Source organism: Comamonas sp. UBA7840 (assembly GCF_002501455.1).
Lineage (GTDB): Bacteria > Pseudomonadota > Gammaproteobacteria > Burkholderiales > Burkholderiaceae_C > Comamonas > Comamonas jiangduensis.
This window is the reverse complement of record NZ_DLTI01000041.1, coordinates 84946-107758: the sequence shown is the minus strand read 5'-3', so window position 1 is coordinate 107758 and position 22813 is coordinate 84946. Positions and strand designations below refer to the sequence as shown.

At 58.8% G+C, this 22813-nt stretch carries 20 protein-coding genes and 1 tRNA gene; 3 read left to right on the top strand and 18 right to left on the bottom strand.

Features of this window, described 5'->3' with window-relative positions; genetic code table 11:
* The first annotated feature begins 73 nt into the window (after positions 1 to 73).
* Positions 74 to 2161: an acetate--CoA ligase family protein gene (locus B3R00_RS15225; RefSeq protein ID WP_286999725.1), complete on the top strand. Its 2088-nt coding sequence runs from the start codon at positions 74 to 76 to the stop codon at positions 2159 to 2161.
* A gap of 560 nt (positions 2162 to 2721) precedes the next feature.
* Positions 2722 to 3045, top strand: coding sequence for a Rha family transcriptional regulator (locus tag B3R00_RS15220; protein WP_286999724.1), 324 nt, complete (start codon positions 2722 to 2724; stop codon positions 3043 to 3045).
* A 284-nt stretch (positions 3046 to 3329) separates the two neighbouring features.
* Here B3R00_RS15220 and B3R00_RS15215 read toward each other — a convergent pair whose 3' ends face one another.
* The 14 genes from B3R00_RS15215 to B3R00_RS15150 all read right to left on the bottom strand — a co-directional run bounded on the left by B3R00_RS15215 (position 3330) and on the right by B3R00_RS15150 (position 16851).
* Positions 3330 to 3557, bottom strand: a complete 228-nt coding sequence (locus B3R00_RS15215) for an HGGxSTG domain-containing protein (protein WP_284214665.1) — start codon at positions 3555 to 3557, stop codon at positions 3330 to 3332.
* Between the two features lie 41 nt (positions 3558 to 3598).
* On the bottom strand, positions 3599 to 4822 hold the full coding sequence (locus tag B3R00_RS15210; RefSeq protein WP_286999722.1) for a plasmid recombination protein: 1224 nt from the start codon (positions 4820 to 4822) through the stop codon (positions 3599 to 3601).
* Between the two features lie 86 nt (positions 4823 to 4908).
* Positions 4909 to 5118, bottom strand: coding sequence for a hypothetical protein (locus B3R00_RS15205; protein ID WP_042419516.1), 210 nt, complete (start codon positions 5116 to 5118; stop codon positions 4909 to 4911).
* 70 nt (positions 5119 to 5188) lie between these two features.
* Positions 5189 to 5419, bottom strand: a complete 231-nt coding sequence (locus B3R00_RS15200; RefSeq protein WP_286999778.1) for an Abi family protein — start codon at positions 5417 to 5419, stop codon at positions 5189 to 5191.
* Between the two features lie 47 nt (positions 5420 to 5466).
* Positions 5467 to 5592, bottom strand: a complete 126-nt coding sequence (locus tag B3R00_RS15195) for a hypothetical protein (RefSeq protein WP_286999720.1) — start codon at positions 5590 to 5592, stop codon at positions 5467 to 5469.
* Positions 5593 to 5609: 17 nt separating this feature from the next.
* Positions 5610 to 7241, bottom strand: coding sequence for a restriction endonuclease subunit S (locus B3R00_RS15190; RefSeq protein WP_286999719.1), 1632 nt, complete (start codon positions 7239 to 7241; stop codon positions 5610 to 5612).
* Positions 7242 to 7252: 11 nt separating this feature from the next.
* Entirely contained in the window at positions 7253 to 8746 is a 1494-nt protein-coding gene (locus B3R00_RS15185) for a type I restriction-modification system subunit M (protein WP_286999718.1), read from the bottom strand.
* A 70-nt stretch (positions 8747 to 8816) separates the two neighbouring features.
* Positions 8817 to 9458 (bottom strand): hypothetical protein, encoded by a 642-nt coding sequence (locus tag B3R00_RS15180; protein WP_286999717.1) that lies wholly within the window; start codon positions 9456 to 9458, stop codon positions 8817 to 8819.
* Between the two features lie 63 nt (positions 9459 to 9521).
* Positions 9522 to 12128 (bottom strand): EcoAI/FtnUII family type I restriction enzme subunit R, encoded by a 2607-nt coding sequence (gene hsdR / locus B3R00_RS15175; RefSeq protein WP_286999716.1) that lies wholly within the window; start codon positions 12126 to 12128, stop codon positions 9522 to 9524.
* 230 nt (positions 12129 to 12358) lie between these two features.
* Entirely contained in the window at positions 12359 to 13345 is a 987-nt protein-coding gene (locus tag B3R00_RS15170) for a tripartite tricarboxylate transporter substrate binding protein (protein WP_286999715.1), read from the bottom strand.
* A 51-nt stretch (positions 13346 to 13396) separates the two neighbouring features.
* Positions 13397 to 13675, bottom strand: a complete 279-nt coding sequence (gene catC, locus B3R00_RS15165; protein ID WP_043386272.1) for a muconolactone Delta-isomerase — start codon at positions 13673 to 13675, stop codon at positions 13397 to 13399.
* Between the two features lie 111 nt (positions 13676 to 13786).
* Entirely contained in the window at positions 13787 to 14590 is an 804-nt protein-coding gene (gene pcaD / locus B3R00_RS15160) for a 3-oxoadipate enol-lactonase (protein ID WP_286999714.1), read from the bottom strand.
* An 89-nt stretch (positions 14591 to 14679) separates the two neighbouring features.
* A complete protein-coding gene (catA, locus tag B3R00_RS15155; RefSeq protein WP_286999713.1) occupies positions 14680 to 15615 on the bottom strand; it encodes a catechol 1,2-dioxygenase in 936 nt (311 codons plus the stop codon).
* Positions 15616 to 15666: 51 nt separating this feature from the next.
* On the bottom strand, positions 15667 to 16851 hold the full coding sequence (locus tag B3R00_RS15150) for a muconate/chloromuconate family cycloisomerase (protein WP_376747645.1): 1185 nt from the start codon (positions 16849 to 16851) through the stop codon (positions 15667 to 15669).
* A 134-nt stretch (positions 16852 to 16985) separates the two neighbouring features.
* Here B3R00_RS15150 and B3R00_RS15145 point away from each other — a divergent pair, with 134 nt between their 5' ends.
* The gene (locus tag B3R00_RS15145; RefSeq protein ID WP_286999711.1) at positions 16986 to 17921 is read left to right on the top strand and encodes a LysR family transcriptional regulator; all 936 of its coding nucleotides are present in this window, start codon (positions 16986 to 16988) and stop codon (positions 17919 to 17921) included.
* A 91-nt stretch (positions 17922 to 18012) separates the two neighbouring features.
* Here B3R00_RS15145 and B3R00_RS15140 read toward each other — a convergent pair whose 3' ends face one another.
* The 4 genes from B3R00_RS15140 to pepN form a co-directional block, all read right to left on the bottom strand.
* Complete coding sequence (locus B3R00_RS15140; RefSeq protein ID WP_286999710.1) at positions 18013 to 18774, bottom strand: hypothetical protein; 762 nt, start codon at positions 18772 to 18774, stop codon at positions 18013 to 18015.
* Positions 18775 to 18910: 136 nt separating this feature from the next.
* Positions 18911 to 18986, bottom strand: a tRNA-Thr gene (locus B3R00_RS15135).
* A gap of 10 nt (positions 18987 to 18996) precedes the next feature.
* Complete coding sequence (locus B3R00_RS15130; protein ID WP_174862713.1) at positions 18997 to 20019, bottom strand: class 1 fructose-bisphosphatase; 1023 nt, start codon at positions 20017 to 20019, stop codon at positions 18997 to 18999.
* A gap of 98 nt (positions 20020 to 20117) precedes the next feature.
* Positions 20118 to 22808, bottom strand: a complete 2691-nt coding sequence (gene pepN, locus B3R00_RS15125; protein WP_286999709.1) for an aminopeptidase N — start codon at positions 22806 to 22808, stop codon at positions 20118 to 20120.
* Between the last annotated feature and the right edge of the window lie 5 nt (positions 22809 to 22813).

The window sequence follows — 22813 nt, the reverse complement described above, 5'->3', positions numbered from 1 at the left end:
CTGTAACTGCCATTGCATTCCACGGCCCTGCCAGCGGCGGGGCGACGGAACGCCCAACGTCTCGCAACCCATCATGTCTGACCTACTCACCTCTGCACTCAACCCCCGCTCGGTCGCCGTTGTCGGCGCCTCCGAGAATATCCACAAGATCGGTGGCCGCCCCATCCACTACATGCAGCTCCACGGCTACCAGGGCACTATCTATCCCATTAACCCGGCGCGCGAGGAAGTCCAGGGCCACAAGAGCTACACCGGCCTGGCCGTGCTGCCCGAGGTGCCCGACTTGGCGCTGATCGCCGTGGGCGGCGACAAGACCGTCGCCGCCGTGGAGGAATGCGCCGCACGCGGCGTGAAGTCCGCTGTGGTGATCGCCTCGGGCTTTGGCGAGACGGGCCCGGCCGGGCGCGAGCTACAGGATCACATGGTGGCTACCGCGCGCGCCTCAGGCATGCGCCTGTACGGGCCCAATACGCAGGGGCTGGCCAACTTCGGAACGGGTGCCATCGCGGGCTTTTCCACCATGTTCATTGAGGTGCCGCCCATGGACGGCCCGGTAGGCATCGTGAGCCAGAGCGGCGGCATGAGTGCTATGGCCTATGGTCTGCTGCGCGGGCGCGGCCTCGGCGTGCGCCATGTACACGCCACGGGCAACGAGGCAGATGTGACCGCATCCGAGATGGCCTGGGCTGTCGCGCATGACCCCGACGTCAAACTGCTGCTGCTGTACCTGGAGAACATCGCCAACCCAGAGATGCTGGCTGCCACTGCCGCCTACGCGCGCGAACGCGACCTGCCCATCGTCGCGGTGAAGGCCGGACGATCGGTCAGCGGGCAGAAGGCAGCGTCGTCGCACACGGGCGCGCTGGCCAATGAGGACCGTACGGTGGACGCATTTTTCAAGCACCACGGCATCTGGCGCGTGCGTGACCCGCATGAGCAGGCGCGCGCTGCCCATGCCTACCTGAAGGGCTGGCGCCCCGAGGGGCGGCGTCTGGTGGTGATCAGCAACTCCGGCGCTAGCTGCGTGATGGGTGCCGACGCGGCCGAAGACATGGGCCTGTCCCTGGCGGAGCTGAGTCCTGTCACGCAGGCCGACGTGGCCTCCAAGCTGCCAGGGTTTGCCACGGCCAGCAATCCGATTGACGTGACGGCCGCGCTGCTGTCTAACAGCGGCTTGTTCGGCGACGTGCTGCCTGCAGTGGCGCAGGATCCGGCGGCAGATCTTTTCTTCCTAAACATTCCTGTGGCTGGCGCGGGCTACGACGTGGACCGTTTCGCCCGTGACGCCGCCGCATTCGAGGCCGCTACTGGTAAGCCCGTGGCCGTGGCAGCGTGGCAGGAAACCGTGGCCGAGCCCTTCCGGCAGCATGGCATTGCCACCTTCCCCAACGAGGGCGAGGCCATCGCTGTGCTAGCCCAGGTGGCCAAGCACACTGAGCTCATGCACCGTCCACGCGCGCAGTGGGACGCGCTGCCGCATGTGCAGGTACCTGCAGGCACGCAAGGTTTTCTCAACGAAGTGGACAGTCTGGAGCTGCTGTCTCGCCACGGTGTACCCACGGTGCCCATGCACCTGTGCCGCACCGCCGACGAGGCGCGCGCAGCGTTTGACGCGATTGGCGCGCCTGCGGTCGTCAAGGCCTGCTCGGCCGAGGTGCCGCACAAGTCCGAGCACGGGCTGGTGGCCCTCAACGTGCAGACGCGCGAGCAGGCGGCCGAGCTGTTCGAGCGCTTCTGGGCCAAGATGGACGTGATGTCCGTGCAGCGCGACGGCGTGATCGTGGCGGCCACACGCAAGGGCCAGCATGAATTCATGGTGGGCGCGCGCATGGACCCGATCTTTGGCCCCGTGGTGGTGGTGGGCGACGGTGGAAAGTACGTGGAGGCGCTCAAGGATTGCGCCGTGCTGCTGCCCCCGTTCTCCGAGGCCGACGTGCAGGCCGCTCTGCGCACGCTGCGCATCGCCCCGCTGCTGGACGGTGTACGCGGCGAGCCGCCGCTGGACGTGCAGGCACTCTCGCGTATTACTGTGGCTGTGGGGCAAGTGATTGTGGGCGCGCGCGGCACTATCGCCTCGTTGGACCTCAACCCCGTGATGGTGGGGGCTGCAGGCAGAGGTGCCGTGGTCGTGGATGCGCTGGTGGAATTATCAACAGGATAGTCTGCTCAGCATCCTCGAGGTGTCCAGCCAGGCCGGGTCGATTCGCGCAAGTGTTCGGCGCTGCCTGATGCTGGTCCTAGTTCCGGTTGGGTGATGTGTTCATGAGGGATCCAAAAAGAAAGCCCGCGCGGCGTGTGTCGGGCGGGCTGGTGGGCATGGTGTGAAATGCGCTAAAGCGCTGATTGATCAAACGTCTGTTTGGTTGGCTCCAGGTGTAGCCCTGAAGCTCACCGGGTCAAGTCCACAGAGATCTTCAATGTCACCTTTGAGCGGCGGATTCAACCGGTCGATGCAACACACTAACCTGCGCTTATCCGGTGTTGGTCGATGCAACCTTTTTGCCGCATGCGCAAAGGGCGCCGCTTCTGGCGCTGGCAGTGCTTGCGGCGCAACTGAAGTTCCGTGAACTGCCGGATGCTACCGAGCAAGCGCTGGCCATTCGTGTGGACACCTCTCACCCCGTGGACTGGGTCGCGCTGTTGCCCGCCATGGACTGATGCCTTGATGCCTGTTGGTCGCGCGGGACTGCTTTTGAACCAACAGCAGAAAGGAACCGAGCAATGAGTGCACTGATGAATCCAACAGCGCCACTGACTATGAGCACCCGCGAAATTGCGGAGCTGCTGGAGAAGCAGCATGGAAACATAAAAATCAGCGCCGAGCGCTTGTCAGATAAGGGCGTGATTGGAACCCTTGCACTGCAAGAGTTCACACACAACGGCAACACGTACACCGAATACCTGCTGAACAAGCCTGACAGCCTGATCCTGGTGGCGCAGAACTGCCCAGAGTTCACCGAGCAATTGACGGAATATGGCGTGATTCAACATCCACCAATGGTGGATGTTGCAGATCACAAGCGTCAGATGGTTTGCGGATACTAACTTTTGACAGCTTAAGTTACATACTGATGGCACAGCTATGCCCGGAATTCACAGCCTGGCTGGTTGACCATTGGCAAGAGTTAGATGCTAAGCATCCACCTGCAGTAGCGCAGTCTGTGGCTGAGTTCCGTGTAAATACTTGGCTAAGTTGCATGAAGCCAGCTCAGGTTTTTATCCGGACCTTGAAAGCAATCAACTTCCCAAGTTCTGTCTGCTGAAATATCAAGCACATGGCATGTTAACTTTTGTCAACATCACATGGGGTTGGGTTTTTACGCGTCGGTTTAAGGGGGGACTTGTCGGTTCTTCTTTGGCCTTCCACCTTTTTTGCCGTTGCGCCGACTTGCAGCTTTACCGCGCTTGGTTTTCGGGCCCGTTGAAAAGCCGCCGTGCAGCTTGCAGCGTCCGCCGCGATACAGCACTTTGCTCTTGCATGGGGTGCCTTTGCGTGTTTTTGCGCCGCAGCATTTGCTGTGGAGGAGGGGTGGTGTGTGTGGTTGTGTATTTGGCATAGAAACCTCGCAGAGCTGTCAATGAATAGGCGCAGGCAAATTCATGAAGCCCTGGCTTTGCGCAGCCACCATGTCAAAAGCATGCGCTCCAGCGGCACTGCTTCTGGGTAGCAGGAGCTTTCAGAACATGCTTGCGCAAACGGTTCTGTGTGCACTCTGGTGCAAGGTGCTGCCGTTGGTAGATGCACCGACTTGATAGAGCGATCCAGGGCAGCAACAAGGGCGGTGCTGGCGTGGATCTGCAAAATCACGTGATGTGCAGCGAACCCTACAGAGCATAGGGTTCGCATCCGAAATCTCATGCTGGGCAGTGCCACACTGGGGAAGACAACCGGAAGTACCACGCGGCGTATTTCAGGCACGTTCGTAATATCCGGTCCTATAGCTTGGTGCGTGGCATGAGAGGGCGCAGTGACGTGTGCACGTCGGTACTCTTCGCTTTGGCGGTAGCGTTCAGCCGCCGCACCCCGCATGTTCTGTATGGGCTTGGTAAAAATCTCTGCCATCGTCTTCATCCGCCGATTGCGGCAACGAGGGCGAGCAGGGCGCATGACGGTGCTGGACTGGCTGATCATCGGCGCCAAGGCAGCATAAAACTGCTGCGGGCTGTCTTCAATGCAATTGCGCAGTAGCTGCGCCACGCTACTTTTCCACATCGGGTCATTGCGCTGCTGCAGCTCGCGAATGACGGTGCGCGCCATCTCTTGTGCATCCAGTATCTGCCCTGTTGTATCAGGCAGGCCCAAAGCAGCTGCACTGCCTTGCATCGCCTGCTCAAACCGAGCAAGGCGTGCACGCAGATGTGCTTTGCCGCCTAGTAGGTCAGAGCCCTGCATCCGACCTTTGACCAAAGGCACGATCAGCACATGCATGTGCTGGGCGCTTTCATCGTTGTGAACGACGGCACTCAACAGGTTGGCTGAGCCAAATTCACCCCCCAGCCATTCCAGAGCGGATTGGAAGTACGCGCACGGCGTGTCTTGAATGCCCACAGGCAAGCTGACCAGGGCCTCAATCAGGCGCACGGCATCCACGCGCAGTTTGTCAATGCCCGCAGCCTTCAATTGTTTTTTGTAAGCCGTGTCTACAGCCTGGGCTGAGTGGGAGCCCAGAAGGACTTTGTTGTGGTGCTGCTGGCCGGGGGAGATGTTCGGCGTCAAAGCCAGCTCTCGCAGATTGTGGCGAGCAGCCCTGAGCGCCGCCGTTGGGCCCTTGAGCTTGCCAAAGCGCAAAAACATATTGGCAGGCCGTGTGCGGTGAGCCATTTGCACACCAGCCCCTCAAATGAATCCAGCCGTGACGAGCACGGCTGTGATGGAGAGGGCCTGCAGGCGCATGGCGGTGCAGTGATTTAGTGGATACCCAAAACGCGGCGCAACTCGGCGACCGACCAAGCCAAGCGGTTGTTGATGCGGGCCGGGCGCAGGGGCCCCGTTTCCTTGCAGGCCCACAGGCGCAGGGTCTGCTCAGAGCGGTTGAGGTGGAAAGCCGCCTCGGCGGTGGTGATGTGGGAGCGGGTTTCTTCGTCCAGGCGGACGGGGTGTGCAACAAAGTAGGCCATCGTTGTATTCCTCAAAGTTGAAGAAGTTGTGATGGCCGCGACTTTGAAAGCGACGACGAACATGAACCCCCTACATGTTCGTTTTTTTATTCAAGTAGGAAAACGGGTCTTTCTCACCCAGCCGGCGCGACAAGTCCACGCGCAGCGCCACCTCAATGCAATCCAGCGCCAGCAAACGCAGCTTCTTGTCAAACACGTACCAATCCACCGCATCGTGAAACCGCGCGCTGGGCTTGAATGCATCCAGCACCGGGCGCTCCAGCTGCACTTTTTGGGGTTTGCGGCCTGTTTCTGCATCCAGCGGGCAAAACGGCTCGCCGCGTACCCGAAAGTCGTACCAATAAACGCTCAGTCGGTGTAGCCAATGCGCTCCAGATAGTCCGTGGCCTTGGCCACATCGCCAATGTGCATGCCACGGGTTTGCAGTTGTGCCAGTTGATCAGCAACGCTGCGCCAGGGTTTGGCATCAGCCATGTGTGGTGTGCAGCGGGTCAGGCCACTTGTTGCACCAGTGCCTCCGCCAGACGCGCCTGCACTACCTCGCGCTCGGCCAGGCGCTGGCGCAGGTCGGCGCACAAGCGGCGCAATTGGGTGACGCGGGTAACGATGCGGGATTGTTCGGCGAGGGGAGGGAAAGCAACCACGGTCGAGCGAAGTTGCCCCAACGAAACGAAAGATTGCACGCCACCGGCCGCACGTTCTTTCATTCCTGCCGCTTCACTCTGCAATACAAATAAAAGGTACTTGGGGCAGGACAAAGAGGCAGCGTAGTACTTGAATAGAGCGACGTTTTTTATGCTGAACTCCGCATCTGTATCAACAATGACAGGGTTTCCAATGCTGCCAATCATTGCAAAGAGAATATCGTCGCGATCAACTCTGGAACGAGCGGATATCTGTTCGTGATCAACAGGCGAAATCAGCTTTACGTCTGATAAATCAAGCACACCTCTATAGAGATTCTTACTTGTCACGAGCGGAAATCCCGTGGACTGATATTTGGGTGTGTCGTGCGTTCCATCACGTACGTCATATGCCTGTTGCAACCGCACCCACTCCCACCCCACAGGCAGTTCAAACGGCTTTTCCTCGTCCGTCACCGGCGGCAGCGGCTTGTCTTTTTTGATTTTGCCTTCGGTAATCAGCCTATCTTTCTCCGCCCGAATCTTTTGCAGCAGCACGCTGGCGGGTTCATCGGCCGGGTCTTGCGGCACCAGCAGGCCGCGCACTGCCAGTTGCAGCAGGGTTTGCTCCAGCGCGTCGATGGCCTCGGGGCGGTCCAGCAGCAGGTCAAAGTGCTGGGCCACGCGCTGCCAATTATTGGCCAGTTCGTCGGGCGTGGCGCTGGCGGTGAGCGTGCCCAGCAGGGTGCTGAGCAGTTGGGCGTGCTGCGTGGCCTCCAGCTGGCCCTTGGCCTGCAGCGCATCGCACAGGCGCATGAGTTCTTCGACGCGGGCGACGATGCGGGATTGTTCGGCTAGAGGGGGGAGAGCAACAGGAATGGAAGTCAGTCGTGCCTGATTAAGCTTAGGAACTGTCATGCCGGTAATGAATTCCGATAAATCCCGAGCAGTCAGAAAATTAACCAAATAAATGTCTACGAGTGCAGTGCGCAGTGGTCTTAAGACATGTGCATGGTTGTTGACCCAGGTCTTGCCAGAAATCGGAAAAGCTGTCTTGTCGCCAGTACCCCACTTCGCTCCATCCTCACCGACAAGAACTAGTGGTTCATCAAATAGATATGCAGAAACGTAATCAACAATTCCTGATGCTCCGTAATAGGGATAGGGGCCAGGTTGCCGCTCCTCTTTAGTGACCGGTTTTCGAAGACTGTCCAAAACCTCAACGACTTCACCAAGCCGCACCCACTCCCACCCCACCGGCAACCCAAACGGCTTTTCCTCCTCCGCAATTGCCGCCAGTGGCTTGTCTTTTTTGATCTTGCCTTCGGCAATCAACCGGTATTTCTCCGCCCGAATTTTTTGCAGCAGCCTGCTTGCCGGTTCGTCAGCCGGGTCTTGCGGCACCAGCTTGCCTTGCACGGCCAGCGTCAAAATCAGTTCACGCAGGCGGGCCACGCCGCCGGGGGCCGTGGCCAATAAATTCAAATTAGATAGCAGCATGCGCTTACCCCTTAAGCGCTAGCGGCCGTTTTGGCCATCATTTCTGCGCCCAGCGACTGGGCCAGAATGTGTTTAAGCTCATCGCGCAGCGCCTGGGCTTCGGTTTGCAGGCGGGCGTAGTTGGCCAGCAGTTCGTCGGGGTCGTGGCTGATTTGCTCGCCCACATGGGGGTTTTTCTGGTCCAGGTTCCAGTTGGCAGCACGCAGGGTGTCGATACTGACTTTCCAGGCCTGCTCATGCTCCACGCGGCTGGCGTAGCCATCGGCGGCGCTGCCCCACCAGGCTTTTTCTGCCTCAAACTCTTCAATGCGGATGGGCTTGGTCTTGTTGTAGTTCTTCACACCGGCGGGGTAGCGGTGCTCGTAGTACCAGACATGCTGCGTAGGCTGGCCTTTGGTGAAGAACAGCAGGTTGGTTTTGATGCCGGTGTAGGGGTTGAACACGCCATTGGGCAGGCGCACGATGGTGTGCAGGTTGCATTCGGTGAGCAGCTTTTCTTTGATGCGGCTTTTGCTGCCTTCGCCAAACAAAAAGCCATCGGGCAGCACCACAGCGGCGCGGCCCCCGTCTTTGAGCAGCTTCATGATGAGGATCATGAACAGGTCGGCCGTCTCGCGGCTGCGCAGATCGGCGGGAAAGCCGTCTTCAATGCCGGGCTCTTCCGTGCCGCCAAAGGGCGGGTTGGTGAGGATGATGTCCACCTGATCGGCCCGACCGTAGTCGCGCAGCGGGCGGCTTAAGGTGTTGTCGTTTTGGATTTGGCTGGGCACTTCAATGCCGTGCAGCATGAGGTTGGTCACGCACAGGCTGTGCGGCAGGGGTTTTTTCTCAACCCCGCGCACGGCGGTTTGCAGCAGGGCTTGCTGCTCGGGCGTCTGGGCTTGTTGGCGCAAGTGCTCAATGGCACAGACCAGAAAGCCGCCGGTGCCGGTGGCGGGATCCATCACCGTTTCGCCCAGTTGGGGGTTGAGCATGTCGGTCATGAACTGGGTGACGGCGCGGGGGGTGTAGAACTCACCCGCGTTGCCGGCGGCCTGCAGGTCTTTGAGCAGTTTTTCGTACAGGTCGTTGAACTGGTGGCGCTCGGCCTGGCGGTTGAAGTTGATGACGGCCAGCTTGTTGATCACCTGACGCAGCAGGTGGCCGCTTTTCATGTAGTTGTAGGTGTCATCAAACACGCTGCGCAGCACATAGGCGCGCGGGTTTTGCGCAATGCTGCCGGGCAGGTTGCCCAGGGTGGGGATGAGCTGGTTGTCCACAAAGTCCAGCAGCGCGTCGCCCGTCATGCCTTCGGCATCGGCGGCCCAGTTGCGCCAGCGCAGGGCTTGCGGGATGGGGCTTTGGTAGTCGTCTTTGGTGAATTCCAGCTCTTCTTCCAGCGCATCAAACACTTTGAGGAACAGCAGCCAGGTGAGCTGGGACAGGCGCTGGGCATCGCCATCCACGCCACTGTCTTGGCGCATGATGTCTTGGATGGATTTGATGATGGAGGACAGGTTGGACATTCGTATGAACTTAATGAATTGAATAAACACAAGGGCGAGCGCTTGCCAAGCAAGCGTGTCAGCTCATGTTTTAGGATTTGTGAGGGGTCTTGGCAGCTTGAACGGCTTTGGCAGATTGCCGCAGCGGCTTAGCTACCTTTGGGACGGCAGGATCTGGTGCAATCACTGGAAGTTGCGTTTGATAGAACTGGCCTTGCGCCTTGGCTTGCGCCACATATTCGCCATAGCTTTCTCGGTAGCCTGGGCCGAGGTAGGCCACAGTGCCGACTAGGCCATCCGTGACAATGCCGCCTGCGTATTCCATCAAGGCGGTTTGCAGCACTAAACCACTGCTCCCTGTCATATCGCGCAGCCGCGTGGTGAGCGATTTGACGGCATAGGCTTGTGCACATTCATGCGCGGTCACGGGCAACAAGATGCTGTAGTGCGCGGTGTCGCGCAAATACACCCAGCGACCGGCACGCATGCTGACTACCGCACTTTGCACATCGCCTGGCAACGGATCGTTGGCTTGGCGCAGTGCTGCCAATGCATCTTGCAGCACTTGGGGGTGTTCAAGCATCCAGCCCCGCGCCTGCGTCAGCAGCGCAAGGTATGGCACTTCGCCAGATTTAGGCTTGGGAAAACTGGGATGTGCGACCACCTCGACCAGCAAACGCTGGTAGTGGTGGATGAAGTGCAGCGCAGCTTCTTCGGCAATCAGATGAGGCATGTTTTACTAATAAAAAGTAATGCCAGTTCTTATCAGGTAAGCACTGGTAGCTATGTTTTTTAATCAAGCGCGGGCGGGCTGGTAAATGGCGCGGCCCAGCTGGGACATGGCATCTTGGTACTGCAGCTTGCTGCCGCCAAAGCTTTGCATCAGCTCGATCGGTGAGCCCATCTGGGTCAAGGGTTGGACCTTGAGCACGTCGGTATTTTCAATGGCGGTGATGCCTTCGTCGGCGTATTTGTCGATCAAGGCGTCCAGCACTTTACGGGCAGTTTCACCATATTTGGCGTAAATGCCATCGTCGGCCAGCTTCTTTTTGGCACGCTTGGCGCGCTCGCTGCGGGTGAGGATGGGCTGGTCATACGCCACATGCAGCAGCACATCAAAGGGGTCTGCCCCTTGCAAGCTGCTGCCATCGCCTTTTTCCTGCGCCAGCTCTTCGGCCAGCACATCCAGCAGCACGCCGTGGTGCTGCAGCTCGTCAATCAGCGCCTGCTTGCGGCTGGCGCTGCTCCAGGCCTGCAAGAAGGCGTCCAGCGAGTCGTATTGCTTGGCCAGATTGATGCGTGTGAAGTCTTTGAGGCTTTCAGTGACCAGCTTGCCGTGGGCGTCCAGGTACTGCACACGCTCGCGGGCGATGGAGACGGTGACCCGGTTGGCAATCGCGTATTTGCGGGGTTGGCCGGGCTCGCCGAGCGGGCCATGGCCACCGGGGCTGCCACCTGCACCACCTGATTGCCCGCCGTTCACGCCCGCCGGGTCTTTGGTTGCGCCACCTGGCACACCATCCACAGGCGTGCCTTCTGGCAACCAGCCTTCTCCATCGATGACGGTTTCACCCTCGGCCAGTGGTTCTGGCGGTGTGGGTGGCACTACATCGTCAGCGCCCGTGGGTTGGTAGATTTGCACCGGCTCGCCATCAAAGTCTTTGTCAGCAAACAGTTCGGTGGCGCGCTTGAAGTCCAGGATGGTGAAGAACTGCTTGCCCCGCTCTTCATTGAGGCGCGTGCCACGGCCAATGATCTGCTTGAACAGCGTCATGGACTTGATGTTCTGGTCCAGCACCACCAGCTTGCAGGTCTGGGCATCGACGCCAGTGCTCATGAGTTTGCTGGTGACGGCGATGACTGGGTCGAGGCTGTCGGGGTCGATGAAGTTGTCCAGCTCGCGCTTGCCCACCTCGTTGTCACCCGTGATCTGCATCACGTATTTGCTGCGGGTGGCGCAGATGTCTTTGTTGGCCTCGGCCAAAGCCGCTGTCATGCGCTGGGCATGGTCAATGTCTTCGCAAAAGACAATGGTTTTGGCGTTGCGGTCGGTGCCCTTGAGGTATTGGGTGATCTTGTCGGCCACCACTTTGTCACGCAGGCCCAGCACCAGGTTGCGGTTCATGTCGGCCGCGGTGTAGATGCGGTCTTCAATCGGATTGCCTGCATCGTCCAGCATGCCCTTGGGCGGGCGCCAGCCAAAGGTGTCACGGTCCAGATCCACGCGCACCACTTTGTAGGGGGCCAAAAAGCCGTCTTCAATGCCTTGCTTGAGCGTGTAGGTGTAGACGGGCTCGCCAAAGTAGTGGATGTTGGACGCGTCTTCGGTCTCTTTGGGGGTGGCCGTCAAACCGACCTGGGTGGCGCTGCTGAAGTAGTTCAGGATATCGCGCCATGCCGAGTCCTCGTTGGCACTGCCGCGGTGGCACTCGTCAATGATGATGAGGTCAAAAAAATCGGGGCTGAACTGCCGAAACACGTCCTCCGTGCCTTTTTTGCCGGTGACGGCCTGGTACAAGCCCAGGTACACCTCGTAGGCTTTGTTGACCTGTTTGCCGCCCGTGTGCTTGGTGCCACGGGTGATGGCCAGCTCTAGCGCATCCACCGACGTGGTGCCATCGGCGTCAATGCGCTCAATGCCCTTGGCGTTGGGGCTGAGCTTGGCCATGGCACCCTTGAAGGGTTTGAAGTCGCCTACCATGGTCTGGTCCACCAAGATATTGCGGTCGGCCAGAAAGAGGATGCGTTTTTTGGCGCCACTTTTGAGCAGGCGCCAGATGATCTGGAAAGCGGTATAGGTTTTACCGGTGCCCGTGGCCATGACCAGCAGCACGCGGTTTTGGCCAGCGGCAATGGCTTCGAGCGTGCGGTTGATGGCGTGCAGCTGGTAGTAGCGCGGCACGCGGTTGCTATCGCCCTGGTGGTAGGCAAAGCCGTTGACACGGGTTTGCTCAGGCGTCCAGCCTTTCCACTGCTGATAGAGGGACCACAGCTGGGCGGGGGAAGGAAACTCGTCCATTGCCAGCTCAGTGAGCAACTGGCCGTTAAATAGCAAGCTGGCATCCCGAAACACAAAGCCATCGCCATTGCTGGCAAAGGCAAAGGGCACGCCCATGCGCTCTGCGTATTCCGTGGCTTGCTGCATGCCAGCGCCTACGGTGTGGCGGTTGTCTTTGGCTTCAATCACCGCCAGAGGCTGGCCAAACTGATAGCACAGCAGGAAGTCCGCACGCAAAGCCGTCTGCATATTGCGCTGCGCCTTTTGGCCGCGCACCACGATGCGACCGGGGGCGATGGTGTATTCGCGGTAGATCTGATCGACTTCGCTCCAGCCCGCCTGCACCACGGCTGGGCTGATGAATTTTGCACAAATGTCGGCTTCACTGAGCTGCTTCTTGTCCATGCCATCCCCGAGTCTCTGATCGGACCATTATGGCTGAAGCTGAAATCTTTCCTTACATCGCCAGGCAGGGCCGAGTACGTTAGTGAATCGCCCCTGCCTGGTTGGGCCACCCCGAGGCCGTTGAGCGGACTATTCCAGGCTACGCTGGACCAGTTGCTAGTCGCAGGCGAACTCCAACGCCTTAAGCCTGCCACCTCACATGCAGCCGCCGGTGCATCTACTGGCCGTACTCAATCCGCTGAAATACCTGCGGTTTTGATCAATTGGGTCCAGCGCTCTGTCTCTTGCTTGAGGTGAGTGCGCAGCACCTGTGGGGTCGTGCCCATCGGCTCGGCACCGATCGCATCCAAACGCTTTTTTACCTCCGGATCGCGCATGGACTCATTGAGGGCCAGGCTCAACTTGTCCACAATCGCCGCAGGCGTGCCTGCGGGCATGAACGTGGCAAACCATGGCGACACCTCATAGCCGGGCACTCCAGCCTCAGCCATGGTAGGTACATCAGGCAGCGATGCCGAGCGCTTCTTGGTTGTCACCGCCAGGGCACGTAGCTTGCCCGCTTGGATATGGGGGCGTGCCGATGTAATGCTGTCAAACATAAAGTCCACCTGGCCACCCAGCAGGTCCGTGACGGCAGGGCCGCTGCCACGGTAAGGGACATGCAACATCTGCACACCGGTCAGTGCCGTGAAGTTGGCACCGGCCAAATGAATGGAAGTACCGTTGCCCGCCGAAGCGTACGTGAGCTTATTCGGCGCTTTTTTGGCCTGCTCAATCACGTCTTTGACGCTCTGGATGTCCTTTTGGTTGGCGTTGGTTACCAACACATTGGGCACCACTGCCAGCAAGCTGACAGGTTCAAAGTCCTTGATTGGGTCATAGCTCAGTTTGTTGTACAGCGCGCCATTGGTTGCCATGCCGATGGAGGTGATCATCAACGTGTAGCCATCCGCAGGCTGTTTGGCCACGAAATCCGAACCGATGTTCCCGCCTGCACCAGCCTTGTTTTCAATCACAAAAGGCTGTCCCAGTTTGCGACCAGTCACCTCTCCCAGGGTGCGGGCTATGGCGTCCATCGCGCCACCAGGTGGAAAAGGCACTACCCATTTGATCGGCTTTGTGGGCCATTGACCAGGATCGGTTTGGGCGAGCACGGGGGCAGCAAATGCTGCGAGCAAGGCTGTGGACACGGTGTATTTGAGCAATTGATGCTTCATGCTTGTCTCCTGGATAGGTGTTTGTTGTTGTGTGTGCGTGCAAGCCAGGGCTCAGCGGATAGACGAAGGGTGTTTGGCCAACGGGGTGACCGTGATCTTCATGTAGGGGAACAAGGGCAGCTGGCTCAGGGCCTCGTGCAGGGCATCGTTGCTCTCTACGTCGAATACGCTGTAGTTGGCGTATTCACCTACTACGCGCCACAAATGTGGCCATTGGCCCTCTTGCTGCAGCCGCTGCGAATAGGCCTTTTCCTCAGCTTTGATGCGTGCAGCCTCTTCGGCAGGCATGGTGGAAGGGATCTCAACAATCATGTGAACCAGATACAGCATTTGATGTCCTTTGGGGAAAAATTTCGGGAAGGGTTTCGTGGGTGCTCAGATATGGGTCACTTCGTGGTGTCATCGCACAGCACTGAGTGCGACCGATACCTGCAAGTGGCCTCAAACGTGGGCGATGAAGTTCTGCACCGTTTTTGCAAAGCGTTCTGGTGCTTCCAGATTCGACAGGTGAGAGGTTGGCAGCACCGCCAGTTGCGCGTGTGCGATGTCGACCTGCATGGCCTGGGCATCGGCCACCGTAGTGACCGGATCGAACGCCCCTGCCAACAGTAGTGTGGGTGTACTGATAAGGCCCAGGTCGGCGCGCAAGTCCGAAGTCGCTAGGGCCTCGCAGCAGGCTGCATAGCCTTCAGGATTGATCTGTGCCAACCCCTCCTGCACGCGTTGCACCACGTCTGGCTGGTCATGAATAAAGCCTTCGGTGAACCAGCGACCGGGGGCAGAGTCGGCCAGGCTGCGCATGCTGGTGGCGCCGCCTGCGCGCACCATGGAGGCCCGCTCCAGCCAGGCCGGCTGCGTACCAATCCGTGCCGCGCTGTTGCACACCACCAGCGCACTCAGCCGTGCAGCAGCATGTATGCCCAGCCACAGCCCGGTGTGACCACCCATGGAAATGCCGCAAAACGCGGCCTGTTCCACGTTCAGTGCATCCAGCAGGGCGAGTACATCCTGCCCCAGATCGTCAAAGCGATAGGGACCCGGTGTGACCGGACTGCCGCCGTGCCCGCGCGTGTCGTAACGAATCACACGCCAGTGCTTGGCGAACTCCGCGACCTGCGGTGACCACATCTCCAGCGTGGTGCCCAAAGAGTTGCTCAAAATGAGCGCTGGTGCGGTGACGTCACCGTCCACCGCTACCCGAAAATTGCCACGCGATGTCGGCAGTTGGAAAGGGGCATGGCCCATGGATGTTTCCTTTCGTGCGGCGGGCGTTTCATCACATCACGCTGCCAAGCCACGTGATGCACGATGGAACGCTGTGCCGAATCAAACCATCAGGCAGCCAGGCGTGGACGATCCACGAGCTGGTTATCCACCCCATTCACCAGTGCGCTGAGCTGGATGTCGAACACAATCTCGGCAAACGGTGCGCTCAGACCCTCTGCCTGGATGCTGGCTGCATCGGTACGCTCCACCACTGCAGGCACAAGGCCCTCACGGGTGGCGTAGGCGAAGTCATCGAACACCAGCGGATCACCGTCGATGTTGATCTGTGTGGTCAGCTTGCGGTGACCTGGCGCCGACACAAAGAAATGGATGTGCGCAGGTCGGTTGCCATGGCGACCCAATTGGCTGAGCAATGCTTGTGTGGGTCCATCGGGTGGGCAGCCATAGCCCACGGGCACGATGCTCTGGAATTTGTAACGTCCCTGGGCATCCGCAATGATGGTGCGGCGCATGTTGAAAGGCTGTTGCTCGCCGGTCGGGTCGAAGTGGGAATAAAAGCCCTTGGTGTTGGCATGCCATACTTCAACCTGTGCGCCTGGCAGTGGCTGACCATCGGCGCCACGCACCGTGCCATGCATGATCAGGGTGTGTCCATCCTTGTCGCTGCCGTCATCCAGTCGTGCAAAGCCTTGTTCCACGGGCGCGCCAGCTACATACAGCGGGCCCTCGATCGTGCGGGGTGTGCCGTTGTGGATGCCCAGCGCAGCGTCTTCGGCGTCCATCCGCATGTCGAAGTAGCGATCAAAACCCAGACCTGGGGACAGCAGGCCCGCCTCGCCACGCGCACCCAGTTGGTTGAGATACGCAACACCGGCCCAGTATTCGTCGGACGTGATGTTCAGGTCTTCAATCGCCTTGTACAGGTCAGACAGGATACGATGAATGATCTGCTTGGTGCGCGGGTTTCCACCTTGCTGATTCAGGCCACTGGCCAGACGCAGAAAGTCCTGTACTTCGGTGGTATCGAACAGTTGAATAGACATACGGGTCTCCTTGGTCATCGTAGGAACGTAAAGAAAAGAAAAGATGCGGCTTCAGCGCGCGGCCACTGCGGCACTGCGCTTTTTGTCACGGCGGAAGAACTGAACGCGGTCTTCATCCAGCGCAATCCCCAAACCCGGAGCCGTTGGCACAACCAGCTGGAAATCCTGGTATTGCAGCGGCTGGATCAAAATTTCTTCGGTCAGCAGCAAGGGGCCAAACAGTTCGGTGCCCCATTGCAGATCACGGAAGGTGGCAAAGACATGGGCCGAAGCCACTGTGCCCACCGCTCCTTCCAGCATGGTGCCACCGTACAGTGCAATGCCTGCGGCATCAGCGATCGCTGCCACCTGCTGAGCGGCGCGCAATCCACCCGACTGTTCAATCTTGACGGCGAACACATCGGCACCCGCCACGCGGGCAAGGGCGAAGGCTGAAGCCGGGCCAATCAGTGACTCATCGGCCATGACAGCAATCGGGTAGCGCCCCTTCAGACGTGCCAGCGCCTCGGTGGTGGCCACGGGTTGTTCAGCCAGCTCACAGCCGGCATCGGCCAATGCCGCCAGACCATGTTGGGCCTGCAGCTCAGTCCATGCCATGTTCACATCGACACGCACGGCTGCACGATCCCCCAGGGCTTTCTTGATGGCTGCCACATGGGCCACGTCGTCGGCCACAGCGCGGCGGCCAATCTTGAGTTTGAAGATGTTGTGGCGACGCTGCGCCAGCATGCGCTCGGCCTCGTCAATATCCTTGGCGGTATCGCCTGAAGCCAGCGTCCAGGCGACTGGCAGGCTGTCACGCACGCGCCCACCGAGCAACTGGGACACAGGCAGCCCAGTGCGCTGCCCCAGCGCATCAAACAATGCGGTTTCCACCGCGCACTTGGCAAACCGGTTGTCGCGAATGGCCTTGTCGAGCTTAGCCATGATGGCGGGCACATGGCTGGCATCTGCCCCCACCAGCAAAGGTGCAAAATAAGTGTCGATGGCCAGTTTCATGCCCTCGGGCGACTCAGCCCCATAGGCCAACCCCCCAATGGTCGTGCCCTCGCCCACGCCCACGGTGCCGTCCGAGCAATACAGGCGCACCAGCATCAGCGTCTGGCCGTTCATCGTGGCCATGGACAACTGGTGGGGACGAATGGTGGGCAAATCCACCAAAAAGGTTTCTACCCGCTCAATGGCCACAGGGGCCACAGACAATTGAAGGCGTTGTGTGTGTTCCATAGCACCCATTGAACAACGCACCCCCCTGAAACATCCAACACCAAATTCGTCTTGTTAAATACCTTTTAGGTATAGTCTGCTCTTAAGTCACTAAAGATTAACCAATTCGATACTGGAAATTTCATCGAATAGTGGTTTACCCTATGGATATCCGGCAGCTCAAATACTTCATCGCCGTTGCCAACACCCGCAACTTCACGCGTGCCTCCGAGCAACTGCACATTGCACAGCCTCCACTGAGCCGCCAGATCCAGTTGCTGGAGCAGGAGTTAGGGGTGCAACTGCTCCTGCGCAACAGCCGCCCCTTGCGACTGACCGAAGCCGGGCGCGTGTTTTATGAGCAAGCGCTGCAAATCACGAACCGGCTGGAGCAGCTCAAAAGCACCACCCAGCAAATCGGGCTGAACCAGCGACAAACCCTGTCCATCGGCTTTGTGGCGTCCACCCTGTACGGCGGCCTTCCCGCTCTGGTGCGCAAGCTGCGCCAGCATTACCCGGACTTGGACATCCAGCTGGTGGAGCTGACCTCCATGCAGCAAATTGCGGCACTCAAATCTGGTCGTATCGACATCGGCTTTGGCCGTATACGCAGCAACGACGCCTCGGTCACACGCATCGTCCTGCGCGAGGAGCGGCTGGTTCTAGCCCTGCCACCGAGTTCCACGTTGGCAGCTGAAAACTGCCACCTCAGCCTGAAGGCTGTTCACGGCCAAAAGCTCATCGTCTATCCCAAGGAGCCACGCCCCAGCTTCGCCGACCACATCCTCAGCCTGCTGCGCGACCAATCGATCCGCCCCTCGGAGATCCACGAAGTGCGCGAGATTCAAACAGCTCTGGGTTTAGTGGCAGCAGAGTCAGGGCTGTGCCTAATCCCTGCCTCGGCACGGCTGCGCAACGACCTGCATTACCGTCTGATCGAAGATCAGCGCGCGACGTCCCCCATCATCTTGACCCATCGCATCAACGATAACGCTTGGTTCATCGATGCGATCAAGCGCCTAGCCACCGATGTGTACGCAGAACACCCGACCTGGCTGGGCACGGAGCACAACGCACCCTCCAGGGCAAACTCTGCCTAATACCTAGTTGTGCAAAAAACCGGTGCCACTTCAGAACGCAAATTTGCGTTCTGCATCTACTGGTTGTGTTTTCACTTCCCTGTTTAAACCTTTATTTTTTTGCATCAATGGGCTGGGTTTGATTTTGTTGGTCTTGCGGCTGCACCTTGGAATCTCTTTGGGGTGTGCTATGAACGTTGAGGGATGAATCGGCTGATTGGAGTTTTCTGCGAATCGTGGTTGCCTCGACGCCGTAGCGGTTAGCCAAAATTCCTGCGATATCTCGCTTGGAGTGATGGCTGCCCAGCAGTTTTTCAGCTTCATGTTTGAGCACTTCTGGTGCTGGAGCTTTGGATTGTTTACGCCGTGTTTGCGCTGATTTTTCCCCTCCCTTGCGTGCGCCGTCTTTAATGCGAGCTTCTTTGTGGCGCAAGGTTTGCACGTAGGGGCTTAAGAGACGCGCGGCTTTTTGGATGCCTTCTCTGTGCGATAGGTGCTGAATCAAGACCACGACGTGCTCGTAAGGGCTGATCTGGATGGCGTAGCTCAGCAACTCCGTTTCAGTGCACTGGGCCAGTGCTGCACTTTCTTCGGCGCAATTTTCAAGAGTCAGCAGGGCAGGCCAGGGCAGTTGGTCACAAAGGAGCGGCTCACTAGTCGCTTGATGAGGCTTGAAGCCCCGCGGGGGTAAATACACAGGGGAACCCCACAAAGGATCTTCCCTGAGCTTTTTTCGCAGCTGCTCGGTCTTGGTTTTGATGGCCAGCAGTATGCGGGCTTGCTGGTCTGTCAAGTCCAGATCGACATGTGGAGCGCATTCAATCGGTAAGCAGTGCTGGCCTGTGCCCGTGTTGGGCTGATCAAAAATTTCCACGATTCAAGTCTCCATTTGCTCTAAGAGGTGAAAGTCAGCGCCACGAAGCTAAAAAAAATGTCTTACATCCGCCCTTACATCGTCGGAAAAAACAAAACCTCGCTACGTAAAACATAGCGAGGTTTCCTTATTTCATTGGTGCCGGAGACATGAATCGAACACGCGACCTTCTCATTACGAATGAGCTGCTCTACCGACTGAGCTACACCGGCAACCTGAAAATTATAGTGACTTTTGGTCGGCTTCGAGGTGATAACGGGTCACGCGTTCCACTTCATTCTTGGAGCCTAGCACCACTGCTACACGCTGGTGCAGCTCCGTGGGCTGGATTTCCATGATGCGTTGGCGGCAGTTGGTAGAAGCACCGCCTGCTTGCTCAATCAACCAGCTCATGGGGTTGGCTTCGTACATCAGGCGCAGCTTGCCGGCCTTGTGTGGCTCGCGCTTGTCCCAGGGGTACATAAAGACACCGCCGCGGCACAGAATGCGGTGCACATCGGCCACCATGGCCGCGACCCAGCGCATATTGAAGTTCTTGCCACGTGGGCCGTCTTCGCCAGCCAGGCACTCGTCGATGTAGCGCTTCATGGGTTCGTCCCAGTGGCGCATGTTGGACATGTTGATGGCGAACTCTTTCGTATCTTCAGGAATCTTGACGTTTTCTTCAATCAAGATGAAAGAGCCTTGCTCCCGATCCAGGGTGAACATGGAGACGCCGTCACCCACGGTCAGCACCAGCGTAGTCTGGGGGCCATAGATGCAATAGCCTGCAGCAACTTGTTCGGTGCCGGGCTGCATGAAGTCGCTGTCGTGCACGCCAGGGTGGTTGTCGTGTTTTTTGAGCACGCTGAAGATGGTGCCGATCGACATGTTGATGTCGATGTTGGAGGAGCCGTCCAAGGGGTCAAACATCAACAGGTATTCGCCCTGGGGGTAACGGTTGGGCACCACGTAAATGCCTTCCATCTCCTCAGAGGCCATGGCAGCCAGGTGGCCGCCCCATTCGTTGGCTTCAATCAGGGTTTCGTTGGCGATGATGTCCAGCTTTTTCTGCACTTCGCCTTGCACGTTTTCGCTGCCAGCGGAGCCCATGACCTCACCCAACTGTCCTTTGTTTACCGCAAAGCTGATGCGTTTGCAGGCGCGAGCTACCACTTCCAGCAGCAAGCGCAGTTGGGGGGGGATGCGGCCATCCACACGTTGTTGTTCAACCAAATAGCGAGTCAGACTGACGCGGCGTGTCATAAGTTTTCTCCTCAAACAAGGCTGTGATCAAACAGCCTGTTCTTTAAAAATATAGCTGCTAGCGCTTTGTCTATAAGCGTTAGCAGCGGTTTTGATGCTTAGTCGTTACCCAATGCTCGGGTGACGATTTCGCGCACATCGTTGCTCAAGTCGGGCTTGGCGGCGACGCGTGCAATCGCTTCGCGGGCGGCAGTGCGATAGGGCTGCGCCAGTTTGCTCCAGCGATCCATGCCGCGTGCGAGGCGGGAGGCGACTTGTGGATTGATGGCGTCAAGCTCCAGCACGCGCTCACTCCAGAAAACATAGCCTGCAGCATCCGCACGGTGGAACGCACCGGGGTTGGCGCTGCAGTAGCTAAAAATCAGGCTGCGCGCACGGTTGGGGTTCTTCAGGCTGAAATCGGGGTGCTTCATCAATTGTTTGACGGCAGGCAACACGTTGCCACCTCGGTCACAAGTGCCTGCCTGCAGGGCAAACCACTTGTCGATAACCAGTGGCTCGTTCTTGAACAGGGTGTGGAAGCGCTCCAGGGCAGGCTTGGCCAGCTCAGCGCCGCTGTGCACCAGCGCAGACAGGGCGTTGAAGCGATCCGTCATATTGCCTGCGTCTTTGAAGCGTTGATAGGCTTTGCCATGCCAGACAGTATCGCCCGAGACTTGGGCCGCCAAGCACAGCATGAGCAGCGCAGAGCCTGCCAGCGCGCGTTTGCCAGATGACACGGGGTCTGGGCGGTAAGCGCCGGTATCACCACAGGTTTCCAACGCCCAAGCCCAATCAGCTTGCAGGCTTTGCGCCAGCTGCAGGCGCATGGATTCACGTACCGCGTGAATGCGCTGTGGGTCAACCACGTCCAGCTGTTCGGCCATGTAGGCTTCCGATGGCAGGGCCAGCACCAGGTCTTTGTAGGCCGCATCCAGCGTGGGGTGGCGCAGCACATCACGCAGTGCATGGACAAACGCCGCCGGCAGTACGTTGGCAGCGACAGGGGTATCCGACTGGATGGCCTGCAGGGCATAGCGCACTGCCAGGCGCTGGCCTGCTTCCCAGCGGTTGAAGCTGTCGCTGTCGTGGGCCAACTGCGTCAGCAATTCGGCATCGCTGAAGTCGTACTGCAGCACCACGGGTGCACTGAAACCACGCAGCAGCGAAGGCACGGGGGACTGGGCAACGTTGGAGAACACCCAAGTCTGCTCAGCTTGCGTCAGCACCAAGGTTTTGCTCAAGGTGCTTGCGCTGTCGCCTTGCAGTTGCAAAGGCAATGCGCTGCCGTCTTGACCCAGCAGACCCATTTCGACGGGAATGACAAAAGGCTGCTTCTCGGCTTGACCGGCGGTCGCGGCACAGCTTTGCGAAAGTGTCAGCGTGTAGGTTTGCGCAGCAGCATCGTACTGTGCCACCGCTTTGACAGTAGGGGTGCCGGCCTGGCTGTACCAGCGCTTGAACTGCTCCAAGTGCTGGGCCAGAGGGCTGGCAGGGTTGGCATCGGCCATCGCCTGTACAAAGTCGTCACAGGTGACGGCCTGGCCATCGTGGCGGGCAAAGTACAGTTCCATACCCTTGGCAAAGCCTTCGCGGCCTACCAGGTTGTGCTGCATGCGCACCACTTCTGCACCTTTCTCGTAAATGGTGACGGTGTAGAAGTTGTTGATCTCGATGTAGCTGTCGGGGCGCACGGGATGGGCCATGGGGCCTGCATCTTCGGGGAACTGCACGGTGCGTAGCACCCGTACATCTTCAATGCGTTTGACCGCGCGGGCCGATGGAGTGCCCGCCATGTCCATGCTGAATTCCTGATCGCGGAAGACGGTCAGGCCTTCTTTCAAGCTCAGCTGGAACCAGTCGCGGCAGGTGATGCGGTTGCCGGTCCAGTTGTGGAAGTACTCGTGGCCGACCACGCTTTCGACGTTGGCAAAGTCCACATCGGTGGCCGTGGACTGGCTGGCCAGCACGTACTTGGTGTTGAAGATGTTCAGGCCCTTGTTTTCCATCGCGCCCATGTTGAAGTCGCTGGTGGCGACGATCATGAAGCGATCCAGATCCAGGCTCAGGTCAAAGCGTGCCTCGTCCCATGCCACGGAGTGCATCAGGGCGTTCATGGCGTGCTCGGTCTTTTCCAGATCGCCGGGGCGCACAAAAACCTGCAGCAAGTGGTCCTTGCCCGCTCGGCTCTTGATTTTTTGCTCGCGCGCCACCAGCTTGCCCGCCACCAGTGCGAACAGGTAGCTGGGTTTTTTGTGTGGGTCAACCCACTTGGCAAAGTGGCGCCCGTCTTCCAGATCGCCAGAATCGACCAAGTTGCCGTTGGACAGCAGCACCGGGAAGGCATCTTTGTTGGCACGCAATGTCACGGTGTACATGGCCATGACATCGGGGCGATCCAGGAAATAAGTGATGCGGCGGAAGCCTTCGGATTCGCACTGGGTGAAGAACGTGCCTTCGCTCACATACAAGCCCATGAGCTTGGTGTTCTTGTCTGGCGTGCAGGTGGTGAAAATTTCCAGCTCGACGGGCTCATTGCCCTCGGGCAGGTTTTCCAGCACCAGTTGGCTGCCGTCCATTTTGAACGAAGTGCCAGCGCCGTTGACCATGACGCGCGCCAAGTTCAGCTCATCGCCATCCAGACGCAACGCCTGTGCAGGCACGTCAGCGTTGCGGTGGATGCGCATCTTGTTGAGTACGCGGGTTTTGGCTGGGTCGAGGTCGAATGTCAGGTCGACGGTATCGATCCACCAAGCCGGTGCTTGGTAGTCAGCCCTTTGAATGGCTGTGGCTTGTCCTTCACGCAGCATGTGAT

Bases quoted from the DNA above. Each gene is read 5' to 3' on its own strand.
- pepN (WP_286999709.1), bottom strand. From the start codon at position 22,808: ATGCTGCGTGAAGGACAAGCCACAGCCATTCAAAGGGCTGACTACCAA.
- B3R00_RS15210 (WP_286999722.1), bottom strand. From the start codon at position 4,822: ATGGCTCACCGCACACGGCCTGCCAATATGTTTTTGCGCTTTGGCAAG.
- pcaD (WP_286999714.1), bottom strand. From the start codon at position 14,590: ATGGGCCATGCCCCTTTCCAACTGCCGACATCGCGTGGCAATTTTCGG.
- catA (WP_286999713.1), bottom strand. From the start codon at position 15,615: ATGTCTATTCAACTGTTCGATACCACCGAAGTACAGGACTTTCTGCGT.
- B3R00_RS15130 (WP_174862713.1), bottom strand. From the start codon at position 20,019: ATGACACGCCGCGTCAGTCTGACTCGCTATTTGGTTGAACAACAACGT.
- B3R00_RS15220 (WP_286999724.1), top strand. From the start codon at position 2,722: ATGAGTGCACTGATGAATCCAACAGCGCCACTGACTATGAGCACCCGC.
- B3R00_RS15150 (WP_376747645.1), bottom strand. From the start codon at position 16,851: ATGGGTGCTATGGAACACACACAACGCCTTCAATTGTCTGTGGCCCCT.
- B3R00_RS15205 (WP_042419516.1), bottom strand. From the start codon at position 5,118: ATGGCCTACTTTGTTGCACACCCCGTCCGCCTGGACGAAGAAACCCGC.
- B3R00_RS15170 (WP_286999715.1), bottom strand. From the start codon at position 13,345: ATGAAGCATCAATTGCTCAAATACACCGTGTCCACAGCCTTGCTCGCA.
- B3R00_RS15195 (WP_286999720.1), bottom strand. From the start codon at position 5,592: ATGGCTGATGCCAAACCCTGGCGCAGCGTTGCTGATCAACTGGCACAA.
- catC (WP_043386272.1), bottom strand. From the start codon at position 13,675: ATGCTGTATCTGGTTCACATGATTGTTGAGATCCCTTCCACCATGCCT.
- B3R00_RS15145 (WP_286999711.1), top strand. From the start codon at position 16,986: ATGGATATCCGGCAGCTCAAATACTTCATCGCCGTTGCCAACACCCGC.
- B3R00_RS15215 (WP_284214665.1), bottom strand. From the start codon at position 3,557: ATGCCAAATACACAACCACACACACCACCCCTCCTCCACAGCAAATGC.
- hsdR (WP_286999716.1), bottom strand. From the start codon at position 12,128: ATGGACAAGAAGCAGCTCAGTGAAGCCGACATTTGTGCAAAATTCATC.
- B3R00_RS15185 (WP_286999718.1), bottom strand. From the start codon at position 8,746: ATGTCCAACCTGTCCTCCATCATCAAATCCATCCAAGACATCATGCGC.
- B3R00_RS15180 (WP_286999717.1), bottom strand. From the start codon at position 9,458: ATGCCTCATCTGATTGCCGAAGAAGCTGCGCTGCACTTCATCCACCAC.
- B3R00_RS15190 (WP_286999719.1), bottom strand. From the start codon at position 7,241: ATGCTGCTATCTAATTTGAATTTATTGGCCACGGCCCCCGGCGGCGTG.
- B3R00_RS15225 (WP_286999725.1), top strand. From the start codon at position 74: ATGTCTGACCTACTCACCTCTGCACTCAACCCCCGCTCGGTCGCCGTT.